This is a genomic window from Nitrospirota bacterium (assembly GCA_040754395.1).
Classification (GTDB): domain Bacteria; phylum Nitrospirota; class Thermodesulfovibrionia; order Thermodesulfovibrionales; family SM23-35; genus JBFMCL01.
The window spans coordinates 48,282-61,860 of sequence record JBFMCL010000015.1; the positions used below are offsets into that span (position 1 = coordinate 48,282).

Below are 13,579 nucleotides of genomic sequence, written 5' to 3' on the forward strand. Positions count from 1 at the left end.
ATGAGAAGCAATTGAGATGAGAGGTGAAACAGGGAGAACCGGAAAACTGCTCCGCGGGGGCGCGGGTATTCTTCTCGCATCTTCGGTAATCGGGATGTTGTATGTCCCCCTGCTGTCCGGATATTTCTCTTCAGACGATATGTCATGGATCTGGTTTGCCGCAACGAAGTCGGTCGGCGAAATTTTGTTCAGCCCTGAAGATTACCGGGCAATAGGCTCAAGTAATTTCACTCCCATGCTCGGGCTGTCGTTCAAGCTCGACTGGATTCTTTCCGGAATCGATCCCCGCGGATACCTGCTCCATAATCTCTTCGCGGTGGTCGCTGCAGGGACTGCCCTCTTTATGGTGTTGCGGCTGTATGCCGGGCAGCTGACCGCGTTTGCCGGAGCAGTACTGTATCTGCTCAATCCTGTCGTGCTGTCGGTATACAGCTGGTCTTCGACGAGGCATTATAGTGAGGGCATGTTCTTCGCCCTCCTCGCAGTATATGTTGCCATCAGGGCGGAAAGGGTCGGCAAAGTCTCTGCTGCCGGCGGGATTCTGTACCTGCTGGCAGCATTATGCAAGGAAATATACATCCTGCTGCCCGCAGTGATATTCATCGTCTGCAGGGGCGGGTTCATGCAGAGGGTGAAAGCGACACTTCCGATGTGGACCGGCCTTGGCGTATACGCGGTATGGAGGGTGGTGATGCTCGGCGGAACCGGAGGCTATCCGTTTGGGGGCGTTACCGGTATCAGGGATGTGGCCGAAGGCATGGGGAATTCCGTGCATGTCCTTTCCGTGTTTCTCTTCGGGAATTTCTCTCTCCTGTTTTTTCCGTTGATCGGGATTATTCTGATAACTGCCGGCCGGAAACAGCTCCTGCAATCTGCCGGTATCGCCGCGGTTCTTTTTCTCCCGATCGTGCCGGTGCTCAGCCTTATCGATCTGAACCACTCATGGGCAAGATACTTTTTCCATCTCTCCGTGTTTCTCACGGTCTCCGGTCTGCTCTGGGGCAATACCATGCTTCGGCAGCGCGGATGGAAAGGCATCATGGTCGTCATTCTGCTCATCATTACGGTCCCGGTTTTTTTGCTAAGAGGTTTTCATTTGAAAAACCTCCTGAGCGAAGGGAGCAGCATTTCGAGAGCTGCGGCGGAAGAGTTTATCTTTTCGGAAAAACCGTATGTCGTATCGCGTCAGCCGGTATGGTTTTATGACGGGCTGAGAGATATCTATCAGTACCTGTTTCACAGGACAATACTTACGAAGGTTATCCCCGAAGAGAATCTGCAGAGCTATCTGTCTGAGGAGAGAAAAGAAGAAATTGCGCTGTCCGGTTATTCTCTGCCTGTGACAAAGGCGCAGGATGTCAGGCCTGATGCCATAGGCGGCAGAATGAGTGTGGAGGGATATCGATTCACCTGGGACTTTGATGGATATGGGGACGGAACGTATCTCATTATCATGGGAAAGGAAAGCGGTCTTTATACGTTTGGGACACCCGTAAAACGCAGAGGGACATATCTGTTTGGCAGGTATTATCCCGGAGACAGACCACAGGTCTTCTATCTGAGGGCCGTGTACAGGTCACCGGACGGGTGGGAAGCACTCTCCCCCGAATTCAGCATTGAGATACCGGGAGACCGCAGTATCAGACTGCAACGGAACGAACAGATGGGCAGTCTGCCGGATACCATGACAGGACGGCATCCTCTGGCATGCCTCCTTTTTCTGCAGTATCATTCTGTGCAGGAAGCGGGTCAATATGGCGGCGTCTGAGCAGCAGAGCAGAAAACTCTACTCTCTGGACTATGCGAGAGGTGTTGCGGTGTTACTGGTTTCGACCGGCCATTTCTTCGATCTGCATCCATCTGCGTATGAGTCTGTGAATATCATAAGAAGATCCATCTCATTTTCCGGACTCCCCCTGTTTTTCGTCCTGAGCGGTTTCCTGCTGACACGACAGATGGTGTTTTACCGGGAAAAGTATGCCGGGACAGGCCGCGCGGGTCTCTGGAAGATGTTCTTTATGAATCGGCTGCTGAGGATATACCCGGCATATCTTGTTTCCCTGCTCGTCCTGGGAATGCTCAACGCACATTCCCCCTTCGATATCCTTACCCATGCCTTCAACATCCACAATTTTTTTGTGGACCATATCATGTCCATCAATCCCGTGTACTGGACTCTTGCGGTCGAATTTCAATGGTATCTTGCATTCCCTTTTCTCTTCATCATGTTTTCGGCGAAAAGGAGTCTGTTCAGGGATATGATGCTGCTGCTGTTTCTGTTCTCTCTCGGGTTTCTGTGGAGGCAATATATGATCAGTCAGTTCCTGCACGGACTTATTTCGTATGATGAGCTTTTTCTGTTCGGACACGGCCAGCTTATCGCTCATGCCTTTGCCTTTTGTCTCGGGATCGCACTCTTCTATTTCTTCATGCATACGGAAAATCGTGCGCACCGTTCTGACGGGATCGCATTGTCCGCAGGTATCGTGCTTTGTCTGATCGGCGGATCCATCACCCTGTGGGGACTCGAAAGTCCTTCAACTATGTACGGTGTGCACCTGAACCTCGGTTCTTTCTTTTTTCTGCCCCTCGGCTCTTGTCTCATGCTGTACTATATGGTGATGAATGAACCCCGGTTCACCGGAGGGAAAAAATATTTCACTTCTTTTGTGAAATGGATAGGGATAATAAGTTACAGCTTATACTTATGGCATTATCCGGTCATACTGAAGCTCCATGGCACGTCGCAGAATGTGGTACTCGACTTTATGGTCGCGTTTTCTGCCGCAATCGGGTTGTCAGCGGTTTCGTATTTGGTGATCGAAAAGTATTTTATACAGTTCAAGCGGGTTTTTATGCGCAGGCTTTTGGCGAAAGATTGAGATTGCTGGTATCGTGACGATATGGGAAAAGATATTGGGGAACTGAATAGGGGCACGGGGATTCTTCTCCTGTGTCCTTCCTGTCATGCGCACCTTTCCAGGGACGAAAGTGTTCTTGAGTGCGGCGGATGCAGGCGAAAATACCATATTTCTGAGGGTATCCCGAATTTTCTGAAGGACTCTGAACAGGAGGCGGTCATTTTCTATGAGAACTGGCACAGAGATCCGCATAAGGTATACAACCTGAGCGGGATAGGCAGGGTGATAAAGGAATCTCCATGTATCAAAAAATATTCCCGGTTTTTCAAGTATCTGCTTTATACCCAGTTCAAACGCGAGAGATTCTTCGGGACAGTAGCAAATATGCTCAGGAGGAGGTATCGTGAACCCCGTATACTTGATCTGGGATGCGGCGGCGGTAACCCCGAGTTGCTGAACGCAGGCGTTCTTTACGGAGTAGATTATTCTCCGACCAGCTTGAAATACAGTCTTGCAAGGCAGTCGTATGCGATGCTGATAAACTGCAATGCAGCGCAACTTCCATTCGAGGCAGAAACATTTGATTGTCTGGTGAGCAGCGATTTCATCGGGCATGTCCCCCCGCAGGAGAAGGAGAAATTGTTCTCCGAGATGAGCCGGGTACTGAAAAAGGGGGGACTATGCGCCCATGTGATTGAGACCGACAGCGACAATTTCGTAAAGGAGTTTGCAAAGAAATATCCTGATTTGTATCACAGGTATTTCATCGAAGGCATAGGGGGACATTATGGTCTCGAGATGCCAGCCGTCGTCCTGCAGAGATTTCGTGCGGCGGGGCTCCAGCCGCTGAAGGTCAGAAAATACTATAGCTATATATGGGATATCGAATCATTTATCGCACTCTTTGACAATGAATACCGGAAAAACTCCTTTCTTTTGCGGGGTGTTCTCTCCTGCTACAAACTCCTCTGCAAAAACATCACTACGAAGGTAATCGCGACCATGTTCCTGGGGTTCTTCTCTTATCTGACGGATCTCGTAAGCCCTCTGAATAAAGCGGAGGGAATAATGGTCATATGCACGAAAATAACCAAAGATACTCTGTCCTCAGGATAATCAGAAAAAATCATGAATACTATGGGATAGGGCGGAACTTTCCGGGGGGATACTCTCCTGATCGGGTCAGGGCCGACCATGCTGCTGCAGCTGAAGTTCTGTGTGGTGAAGGTGCTGGCCCATCCTGAAGACCGTTTCCTCCTTGAAGCGATAGAAATCACTGACGTTTTCCCGGTAGATGTCCATCATCTCCCTCGCATATTCCGTACGGAGGTTGATATACAGATTAAAAAGCTGGAGGAGAACCCGGGGATTCGCAATTCCCCTGAACCTGCCGGTCCCGAGATCCAGCCTGAGCGAATCAGGGTTCATGGCGTCAAAGACGGTTCTGTGTACAATAACGACCGCAGCCTTGTCAAAATAGGCAAGCTTCCAGTCAGGAGACTTCAGCAACCATGAGATGATCTCGATCTCCTCCAGCCCGATGAGGGCAGTCCTGAAGGGATATGCGGAGGAGAATCTTTTCAGGTTCTCAGGGGTCAGATCACTCCTGATGCGGAGCCAGACCGGCAATACCGTATTGACATATGGCCCGTAGCGGGGATCGATAAATACCTTGTAGTCTGGGTGCATGGTCCATATCATATACCCTCCGGTAAGGTAATCATTGAATACAGGCCCCGGGAGTTTATTATTTTTGATGAACATAACCTCTTTTGCGGGGATAAATTCTTCCATACGGGAACCAAACCATGACCTGCTGCTGTATGCCGCATAGTAGCTGAAAAAGATTCCCGACAGACACATCACCAGGAGAAGTACGGTCGCCTGAGATCTCTTCCCGCAATCATCAGGACAGGATTTCTTCAGCAGGAATACCATCGAAAAGACCCACAGCAGAGGAAAGAAGATGCTCGCACGGGCTCTGCCCATGCCGATAAAAAAAAATGTGAGATTGGTAATCAGGAGCGAAAACTCAAAATGCCTCTGCTTCCTGCACTCCTGTATGAACGCGAGCAGAAAAAAGGCAAGCATCGTCAGCATGGACCATGCGCTTATCATAGGTCTGAAGGCATGGATCTTCGGAAAGAGCACCTGCCAGAGATCAGAATACGCCTGCAGGTGCGCTGCAAGGCCTATGTATTCATCTGATGTCAGGTAATGAAACAGGGCAGCATGATACGAGATGCCGTGGGGATTTGCGAGTGTTGCAAGGTAAGAGAGGATCACTGTGATCCCGAAGCACTGCAGCAAACTTTTCGGCAGGGCTTCTTTTTTTGTGAGGAAATAGCTGAACAATTCCCCGCACAGCGTCAGGGTGATGAAGAACAGGCCAAAGATGAACCCGCCGTGGGTATTCACCCATATCAGAAAAAGCACAGGGTACACCGGGAAGAGATTCTTCCTCCCTGACCTGGAATAGAAATAGACAAATACGGCGAACGAGAAAAACAGTATGGTGAACAGTTCAGGCTTGATGATGGTGACTGTTGGTGCCATGACCGCAGCAACGAGCATCAGACCGGCAACATGACGAATATCGGGGGCGCTGCCGATTGCCTTTGCATAGGAGAGAACAAGTCCTGAGACAAGAAAGAGGATCAGCCACATCATGATATACAGTCCTGTTACCGAACCAGCCTGATAAACAATATACAGGAGAGAACTGCCGATCCAGGTGACATACTTCCAGCCGGTATCCACAGGTGTCCAGGAAAACTGCGTGTGGTCGATATGCCAGGTGCGGTCTTGCATATATTGTTCCCCGTATTTCAGATGAAACCAGAGGTCGTAGTCGTAATCGATTGAAGCATAGTAGAATAATACGGACAGCAGCAGCAGTAAGGCCGCCATCCGGGTTATGCCTTTGGTATGAAAAACAGAGAAGAATTTGTGTGGCAGTGTTTGTCGAGGTTCCGCAGGACTTTTGCCTTCAACAGGAGATGAGGTGTCTGCAGAAAGCGAACGGACCCGCTTGCTTTTTTTCGACATGAACTAGTATAAAGAAAAGGCCCGCAATTGTCATGTAATTTAAAGCAGTTGCAGAACGTATAAGATGCTCAACAGGAAATTTGTCATAAAAAAATATGGTGAGGAGGATATCCCCGGTATCCTCGAACTCTTTTCCCTGTCTTTCGGGAAGGAGGCATCGGAGGAGTGGTTTGTATGGAAGTACGCGAGGGCTCCATGGTCTTCAAGGGGGTATGTGGTGCGGCATAATGGCATGGTAGCCGCGTTTTACGGGGGACTGCGGTTCAGATTCATGTTTCGCAACAGGGAACTGTGGGCATACCAGTTCTGCGATGTGATGACGCACCGGAAATACAGGACGAAACTCTTCGGAAGAAATCCGCTTGTAATCGAAATTGCAAAAGTCTTCGATAAGGAGAATGCCATGGACTTTGCCTTCGGGTTCCCCTCCGAAAGGCATGCCCGCCTGCAGACAATGATGATGGGCGCGACTTCCTACCGGCGTCTGACGGTGTTCAGAAAAGAATTGTCCGTCGTCAGCCGTTTCTCCCGGGTGCGGTGCAGGGTCAGGATTGGATGGGATACCATCAATGATGCCGAAACAGACGCATTGTGGGAAAGGTCTGCACGCGCCACGGAACTCTCGATAGTAAAGGACAGCGCGTTCCTGCGATGGAGATACAGGGAAAATCCGGCCGGGGAATATCAGGCGGTTGTCTTTAAAGGGCTGTTGTCCCGGAGCATAAAGGCGTTGGCGGTGATAAAAATTACCGGGGAAGAACTGCAGATCGCGGACTTCCTGCTGCCGGAGCAGGGCATGCACGGGATTTTCCTGAAAGCGGTGGAAAGAATCGCCGCAGACCGGCAGGTGAAAGCCATTGTCACATGGGCGAACAGCAGTGAACCGGTAGCCCGCTCCCTTATTGCATCAGGATACCGCGCACAGGAGGGGATTCCCTTCGGCGTAAGGATTATTGATGAAGCGAAGATGCGGGAACAGGATTTCTATGAAAAGTACTCTTACCGGATGGGGGACTATGATGCTTCCTGACAGTCTTACTCTTCCAGGAACCCGAATTGCACGCATTTTGCACAGATCAATCCCTCATATTCGGATTTCATGAGAAGCCCGGTTCTGTGTCTCGAATCTTTCATATGCGCTGACACCAGCTTCCGGGCCAGCCGGTAACGCGGGCTGTTCCATGCCTGGCGGAAGGTCAGCGATTTCCCCTTCGGATCAGGACGGCATATCGCAAAATCCCACGTTTTTTCGAAGACGCCGCAGCACGGAGAGACAGAACCGTCCCAGTTGACCACGGTGGAGTTCCAGAGCCACCTGCATGTCTCCTGGCGCGTTCTTGACTCCGGAGTTATTTCGTATGCATACCTGTTATATTCCGGATTTCCGGGAAGCCATTCTTTCATCTCCGTTACCCGTTCATGCAAGGGAAGCAGTAATTCCTTTCCCATTGAAGTCCTCATCGGGGACGGGAAAAACTGCATGCCCAGTTGTGCGGCCATGTCACGGGCCTTGCCGATCTCCGCTTCATTATAGCGGTTGACCAGAAATTGCCAGATAAGCAAAGGTGAGTCCTGATCGTTTTCCCTGTATGCGTTCAGCTTTTCGATGTTGCGCAATACTTCCTGAAGGTTCCCATCCCTCCGGTACCGTTCATAGCTTTCCTGGGTCGCCCCGTCCAGAGATACGATGATTATGTCTGTCCCGGATTCAACCAGTTCCCGCGCAGTCTCATCAGGAAGATAATTCAGGTTGGTGCTGAGGCCGGTAACGGTATTGTAGTGTTTCGCATATCTGATCATGGACGGAAGGTCGGGGTTCAGAAGGGGTTCTCCCCAGTTGCAGAGGTTTACGGCAAACAGGTATGGACCGGCTTCATCCAGAAGCTTCCGGAATGTCCCGATGCCCATCCTTCCTTTAGGACGGGACTTCGTATCCTGCCAGGTGGGGCAGAGGGGACATTTGAGATTGCAGACATTGGTCGGGTCAATGACCATATAATACGGATAACTTCTCAGGATACTCCTGTGCATCTTCATCTCGAATTCATTAAGCAGAAAGTTGTTTACCTTCCTGTGCAGATACGCGTTGTTGCCTAGTACTTTCTCCAGCAAGGGATGAATCACCGGAGGGAATTTCGCGAAGATATTTTTTTCAAATAGTGATGTCAGCACCGTCATTCCAGGGATTCCTTTTTTGCTCCCAAGAGATTTGCCCGTCAGCAATTCGCTCTGCATGCCTTTCATGCACAGGCTGAGCGCGGGGCATTTTTTAAGGTAGCTGTTACGGACATATTTGTCAACGACAGCGGGTTTGATTATGATGAAATCCGTTAGGTAGAATAAAAGCAAATATGAAGATACTCCTGATAAACCCCCCGCCCTTCGATCACGGGGAAAACAGCCGTTTTCTTGAGAAGACGCCGATACAGACATATACCATGCCCCTCGGCCTGGGATATATCGCCTCATACCTTGAAAGAGGGGGCTGCGATGTGGAGCTTGTCGATGCATATGCGAAGAACTATTCCCATGAAACACTCGGAAAGATCATCAGCGACCGGAAACCCCGCATCATTGGCATAACCTGCCTCAGCGACCAGCGCGCAAGCTGGTTCAGGCTGGTCGGTCTCATCAGGGATATAGACAGTTCCGTGAAGATCGTCCTTGGAGGTCCGCACCCGACGCTGATGCTCAGGCAGGTGCTGGGCACTCTGCGTCCTGATGCTGTGGTTATCGGGGAGGGCGAAGAAACCATGCTGGAACTCGTGAGGGCATGGGGAGAGAACAGGGATATCCGCAGCGTGAAGGGAATCGCGTACATGAAGGGTGACGAGATCATTGTCACGGAACCCCGTGAGCGGATACCCGACCTCGACAGCCTCCCTTTCCCGGCATATCACATGGTGGACCTCGACGATTACCGTGGGTGGGATTTCATGAGCGGAATATACCACATGTTCGGGCTCGAGAAACCTCCGAAATATGCAACGATATCGACCTCGAGGGGATGTGTCGGTAACTGCGGGTACTGTTCTGCCCCGCTCATCTGGAAACGGAGGTGGACAAAACGAAGCGCGGTCAATGTGGTTGACGAGATGGAGATGCTCAGCAGAACGTATGGCGTTGAATTCATAATCCTGACTGATGACATCTTTTCGGTGAACCAGGAGAGGGTTATCGAGATCTGCAAAGAGATCCTGAAGAGGAACCTGAAGATCCTGTGGGGGTTCGAGACCGCTGTGCATTATGTCTCTCCGGAGATGTTGTCGCATGCGAAACAGGCCGGATGCTGCTGCATACTGTACGGGGTTGAGTCTGCTTCAGGCAGGGTGCTGGAGAACGTCAACAAACGCATCAGGGAAGAAGACGTGATCAATGCATTCAGGATGACGAAACAGGAGGGAATTGTCTCGGGGGCGTTTCTCATGGTCGGCAATCCGGGAGAGAGCGAAGGAAGTATTAATAAAACTATCCGTCTCCTGCGCAGGATACAGCCTGACATTATCCTTCCTCAGATCGCGATGATTACGCCGGGCACAAAGATTTTTGAAATCGCCCGGGGAAAAGGGTTTATCGATGAGAGCTACTGGATGACTGACCTTCCGTTTCCCTATTACACGTGCGAGAGGAGACTGAATACGCTCTTGCGGTGGTACAGAAAGCTGTTTTACTACAAATGCGGCAAATTCAAAGTCTTCCAGCGGACCATACGGGATTTTCTTGAGCTGAATGCCGGGATACAACACAGCGGGCAGAGACAGTAAAAAGGGAAGGAAGCATTATCTCCTGTCAGTGATCCTGCGGCCCTCTGCCGGTAATCTTCACTGTTTTCAGTGGCCTGCCGACAGAACGGTCTTCAAAGACAGGCAGGATACGGATATAACCGGTGTGCCCCGGAAGCCGTTCCAGGATGCCGCTGCTGAGAGAAAGGGATTCCCCCCGGACGTACATCCCTCCCCTGTCATTGAAATAAGGGGAGTAGGATATCTCCGCAAGGTATCTTGCCGCATTTTTCAGGGGCTGCCATCTGACTGCAAGCTTCGGACCTGAGGGCATTGCCTCTTCATATCTGTTCTTCTCCATGAATCGTGACGCGAGGGGACGAACGAGTCTTTCCAGCAGGAGCAATAATCTCAGGAAAAGATATCCTGCAGCGCCGAAATTCTTGCGGTAATAATAGCATGCGCTTTGCAGGTACACCGCGCCAATATCGACGGCGCTGTTCCTGAAACTCTCCTCATAGAAGTGCTGAATGGCTGCTCCGGGGAGATAAGAGACTCCCCATCCCGCCTGCCTGATGCGCCGGAGAAGATCATGTTCTTCAAAAAAAAGAAAAAATTTTTCATCGAAACCTCCGGCCGATTCAAAGGCTTCTCTCCGCACCAGCATCAGCCCCCCTGTCACGCCTTCGACCTCGACTGGAGCCCGGGCATCCCACACATGGTATGCGCTTTGCCAGTAACGCCTTGCCAGACGGCTGGCGGGAAAAAACAGGCAGAAAGGGGTGAAATGGATCAAGATCGTCCGCAGATCGTGTATCTTCAGGTCCGGGAACATGAAATTTCTTTCGTCATCCCAGAATATCTTGCACCCTGCAACGCCAGCTCTCCGGTTTTCATCCATAAACTGCGTCATGGTCCTGATGGCATCAGGAAAGACGATCGTGTCAGGATTCAGGATCAGAAAATATCTTCCCCGTGAGACTTTAAATGCCTGATTGTGCGCCGTACCGAAGCCCGGGTTGTGCCTGTTTTCTATGAGCCTGACATCCGGAAATGCGGATTTGACCACGGAGGCGGTGCCGTCGGCTGAGGCGTTGTCGACGACGATAATTTCCGCAGCAAGGTCCCTTGTCGTTTCGAGAACGGACTGAAGGCAGTTGGCGATGACTTTTTTTGAGTTGTAGGAAACGATGGATATGGTAACGTCAACCTGCGGCATGGCAGCCTATTCCACAGAAAATGTGCTTCTGAAAAAACAGAGCGAATTCAGAATCTCATAATCCGTGGTCAGTGTGCAGTCTGTCGATTCCACTGCGATCGGTCTGTACGCCTTCTGGTCGAATATCCCGACGTAAATGAAGTAATTGTCGTTCACGATATTCAGATCAGTCACTGCTATCGACACATTTTTTGTCCCTTCAAACAGGACCGGGTCCTTCCCCTGCATGTGTGTTGTCATGAATGAAACCTGAAACATGTCTCTCCTCAGGATTGCCCATCCGATATGTCCGGAAAACGGTTCTGTGGTCTTTACCCTGAACCGTATCATGCAGTCTCTTTTCCCGGTCTGATGCACAGACAGGTCTGAGATGAACAGAAACGAACCGGCCTGCGCCTGCCGGAGATGTTCCCTGTAGGCTTCAGCCTTTGTCTGTTCATGTCCGGCATACGCATTGATGACCTGTGTCGATTCGCCGAACATTTTTACCTGTCCGTGGTCAAGCCACATGGTCTTCGAGCAGAATGTTTTGATCTGATACAGATCATGCGAGCAGAATATGATGATTTTTTCCCTCTTCTTGAAATCATCCATTTTCTCAAGGCATTTTTTCTGAAAATACTGGTCACCCACAGACAGCGCCTCATCGATGATCAGGATGTCCGGGTCGACAGCAGTCGCGACGGAAAACGCCAGCCTGACATGCATGCCTGAAGAGTAGGTCTTGATCGGATAATCGATAAAATCGCCGAGCTCGGCGAATTCTACTATCTGCGTTACCCGCTTTTTCATGAGATTGCTGTCGATTCCGAGCAGAGAGCCGTAGAAGAAAATGTTCTCCATGCCCGTGAATTCAGGGTGGAATCCTGACCCGAGCTCAAGCAGCGAGGTGACAAGCCCCTTCACTGCAACGATGCCTTGAGTGGGGGACAATGTTTTGGTCAGGATCTTCAGGAGGGTGCTTTTCCCGGCACCGTTATCTCCGATAACCCCGAGGGTTTCTCCCTGCTTCAGCGAAAAAGTTATGCCGCTGAGTGCAACAAGTTCTTTGTGAAGCGGTTTATGGAGAAGGATTTCCCTGAGCCTGTCGAACGGTTTTTCGTAGAGCCTGTAAATCTTTGTTATCTGGTCGGCGCTGACGGAAATCATTTCCTCATCCGGGATATTCTACAATACATCTGCAAACCCGTCCTTCAGCTTCTTGAATGTGTAATATCCGGTAATCAGCGAAATGGCGGAGATAAGGGAGATCATTCCCAGGTGAAACAGGGAAGGGATTTCTTTCAAAAGGATGATTTGATGATAGGAAGAAGCAAAATAGGTGAACGGGTTGAAATAGAAGATGATCCTGAACCTTTCCGGCACCGATTCAATGCTGTAAATAATGGGGGACAGGAAAAACATTCCCTGCAGGACATACCCGAGAAGCTGCCCGATGTCCCTGACATACGGAATAAGAGCCGCAAGGAACATGCCGAGACCGAGGGAAAAAATGAACTGAAAAAAAAGGACTGGTATGACGAGAACGATTACAGGGCTTAATGAAGCGGTAACGGCATAAACGGCGATAAAGAACAGGAACCCGATGATATTGAGCAGATAGCTTGATATTGTTGCGGTGAGAGGGAGAAATATCTTCGGGAAAAAGATTTTTTTAACGGTCTCTGCATTTTCAACAACCGCATGGGCTGACCTGATCACCCCGTCCGAGAATGCAAGCCAGAAGAAAAAGGAAGAGAGCAGGAAATAAAGATACGGCACCTGCGTGTTCGCAAACGGACGTGCTCTCATGATGGCGGCAAAGACGAACCAGAAGAGTGATATCTGAATGACGGGAATGAGGATTGTCCAGAGCAATCCAAGACCGGAACCTGCAAATTTGGATTGTATGTCTTTTTTGATGAAATAAAAAAGAAGATGCAGTTTATCCCGCATGGAGACCTGTGCTCCTGTTACAATTCATGATGCGTTGTCCGGGACCCGCCGATCATTGCCCCTGTGCAGGAAGGGACGGTGTTGCCGGTTGGGCCTTAATGGGAGACGACGTGACATTGCGTTGCGCCGCCGCAGCCCCGGAGCGTCTCAGATCACCACGGTTCTGCGCAGGAGTCAAGGGAGTGCGTGGCTGGGGCTTCCCGGACTCTGCGGGAGCGGCAGTGCTCTGAACTGCCGCTGTTTTACGGGATGGGTTGTGCACGGCAATAACCATCTTCTCCTTGCCCCTTACCATTACTACCTTGTCCTCCCCTATTTCGCTGACGGTGAAACCACTCAGAGAATCCCCTTTTTTCAGCGCTGTCTGCCTTTTCCCCCTGCCTGTCGTGGAACGCGGTGCTTTCATATCTTCCATATATGCAACCCGCACGTCATTCGTTACCAAAGTGCCGTAGAGGACAAATTCAGGTTTCGGCAGTGGCTGTTCCTCTTTTTTCTCCGCGGGAATCTTTCTTTCCGGATGAAAAAGGTTGTCCTCAGATATGTTTGCATATTCAGCGATCGAGAATATGCGGGGCTGGGTATTTCGGGCTTCTTCCTCTTCAGCGCCATTTTTCGAAACCGGCACCGAATATCTGACTTCCACAGGAAATGAAGGGAATATGCTGTACATGAAAAACAGGGCTGCGGCGGACAGCAACAGCAAATTCAACAGGTTAAGGTTTCTTGTGGTATTTCTTACCTGCATGCATTTCCCCTGAAATTTTCAGATTGTACAACAAAGTCGGGTTTTC

At 50.3% G+C, this 13,579-nt stretch carries 11 protein-coding genes; 5 read left to right on the top strand and 6 right to left on the bottom strand.

The window, feature by feature from the left end; genetic code table 11:
* Positions 1 to 16 precede the first annotated feature (16 nt).
* Genes AB1552_08895 through AB1552_08905 form a run of 3 tightly spaced genes read left to right on the top strand, consistent with a single transcriptional unit; the run spans position 17 to position 3,977 of the window.
* Positions 17 to 1,768, top strand: coding sequence for a hypothetical protein (locus AB1552_08895; protein MEW6053887.1), 1,752 nt, complete (start codon positions 17 to 19; stop codon positions 1,766 to 1,768).
* Positions 1,755 to 2,882, top strand: a complete 1,128-nt coding sequence (locus tag AB1552_08900) for an acyltransferase (protein MEW6053888.1) — start codon at positions 1,755 to 1,757, stop codon at positions 2,880 to 2,882. Before AB1552_08895 ends, AB1552_08900 begins: the two co-directional genes overlap by 14 nt.
* A 21-nt stretch (positions 2,883 to 2,903) precedes the next feature.
* Complete coding sequence (locus AB1552_08905; GenBank protein MEW6053889.1) at positions 2,904 to 3,977, top strand: methyltransferase domain-containing protein; 1,074 nt, start codon at positions 2,904 to 2,906, stop codon at positions 3,975 to 3,977.
* Positions 3,978 to 4,043: 66 nt separating this feature from the next.
* Here the strand turns inward: AB1552_08905 and AB1552_08910 are convergent, their stop codons facing one another.
* Positions 4,044 to 5,771 carry a hypothetical protein gene (locus tag AB1552_08910; protein MEW6053890.1) on the bottom strand — a complete coding sequence of 576 codons (1,728 nt, stop codon included), beginning with the start codon at positions 5,769 to 5,771 and terminating at the stop codon, positions 4,044 to 4,046.
* 202 nt (positions 5,772 to 5,973) lie between these two features.
* Between AB1552_08910 and AB1552_08915 the strand changes: the two genes are divergently transcribed.
* Complete coding sequence (locus AB1552_08915) at positions 5,974 to 6,939, top strand: GNAT family N-acetyltransferase (protein MEW6053891.1); 966 nt, start codon at positions 5,974 to 5,976, stop codon at positions 6,937 to 6,939.
* Between the two features lie 5 nt (positions 6,940 to 6,944).
* Here AB1552_08915 and AB1552_08920 read toward each other — a convergent pair whose 3' ends face one another.
* Positions 6,945 to 8,258, bottom strand: coding sequence for a radical SAM/SPASM domain-containing protein (locus AB1552_08920; GenBank protein ID MEW6053892.1), 1,314 nt, complete (start codon positions 8,256 to 8,258; stop codon positions 6,945 to 6,947).
* Positions 8,259 to 8,260: 2 nt separating this feature from the next.
* Between AB1552_08920 and AB1552_08925 the strand changes: the two genes are divergently transcribed.
* The gene (locus tag AB1552_08925) at positions 8,261 to 9,673 is read left to right on the top strand and encodes a radical SAM protein (protein ID MEW6053893.1); all 1,413 of its coding nucleotides are present in this window, start codon (positions 8,261 to 8,263) and stop codon (positions 9,671 to 9,673) included.
* 25 nt (positions 9,674 to 9,698) lie between these two features.
* Here the strand turns inward: AB1552_08925 and AB1552_08930 are convergent, their stop codons facing one another.
* The 4 genes from AB1552_08930 to AB1552_08945 are packed head-to-tail and all read right to left on the bottom strand — an operon-like array spanning position 9,699 to position 13,533.
* A complete protein-coding gene (locus AB1552_08930) occupies positions 9,699 to 10,850 on the bottom strand; it encodes a glycosyltransferase family 2 protein (protein ID MEW6053894.1) in 1,152 nt (383 codons plus the stop codon).
* 6 nt (positions 10,851 to 10,856) lie between these two features.
* The gene (locus AB1552_08935) at positions 10,857 to 11,999 is read right to left on the bottom strand and encodes an ABC transporter ATP-binding protein (GenBank protein MEW6053895.1); all 1,143 of its coding nucleotides are present in this window, start codon (positions 11,997 to 11,999) and stop codon (positions 10,857 to 10,859) included.
* 18 nt (positions 12,000 to 12,017) lie between these two features.
* Positions 12,018 to 12,785 carry an ABC transporter permease gene (locus AB1552_08940; protein ID MEW6053896.1) on the bottom strand — a complete coding sequence of 256 codons (768 nt, stop codon included), beginning with the start codon at positions 12,783 to 12,785 and terminating at the stop codon, positions 12,018 to 12,020.
* A gap of 52 nt (positions 12,786 to 12,837) precedes the next feature.
* On the bottom strand, positions 12,838 to 13,533 hold the full coding sequence (locus AB1552_08945; GenBank protein ID MEW6053897.1) for a hypothetical protein: 696 nt from the start codon (positions 13,531 to 13,533) through the stop codon (positions 12,838 to 12,840).
* Positions 13,534 to 13,579 lie beyond the last annotated feature (46 nt).

Coding starts and splice junctions, on each gene's coding strand:
- AB1552_08895 (MEW6053887.1), top strand. CDS start 17: ATGAGAGGTGAAACAGGGAGAACCGGAAAACTGCTCCGCGGGGGCGCG.
- AB1552_08900 (MEW6053888.1), top strand. CDS start 1,755: ATGGCGGCGTCTGAGCAGCAGAGCAGAAAACTCTACTCTCTGGACTAT.
- AB1552_08905 (MEW6053889.1), top strand. CDS start 2,904: ATGGGAAAAGATATTGGGGAACTGAATAGGGGCACGGGGATTCTTCTC.
- AB1552_08910 (MEW6053890.1), bottom strand. CDS start 5,771: ATGGCGGCCTTACTGCTGCTGCTGTCCGTATTATTCTACTATGCTTCA.
- AB1552_08915 (MEW6053891.1), top strand. CDS start 5,974: ATGCTCAACAGGAAATTTGTCATAAAAAAATATGGTGAGGAGGATATC.
- AB1552_08925 (MEW6053893.1), top strand. CDS start 8,261: ATGAAGATACTCCTGATAAACCCCCCGCCCTTCGATCACGGGGAAAAC.
- AB1552_08930 (MEW6053894.1), bottom strand. CDS start 10,850: ATGCCGCAGGTTGACGTTACCATATCCATCGTTTCCTACAACTCAAAA.
- AB1552_08935 (MEW6053895.1), bottom strand. CDS start 11,999: ATGATTTCCGTCAGCGCCGACCAGATAACAAAGATTTACAGGCTCTAC.
- AB1552_08940 (MEW6053896.1), bottom strand. CDS start 12,785: ATGCGGGATAAACTGCATCTTCTTTTTTATTTCATCAAAAAAGACATA.
- AB1552_08945 (MEW6053897.1), bottom strand. CDS start 13,533: ATGCAGGTAAGAAATACCACAAGAAACCTTAACCTGTTGAATTTGCTG.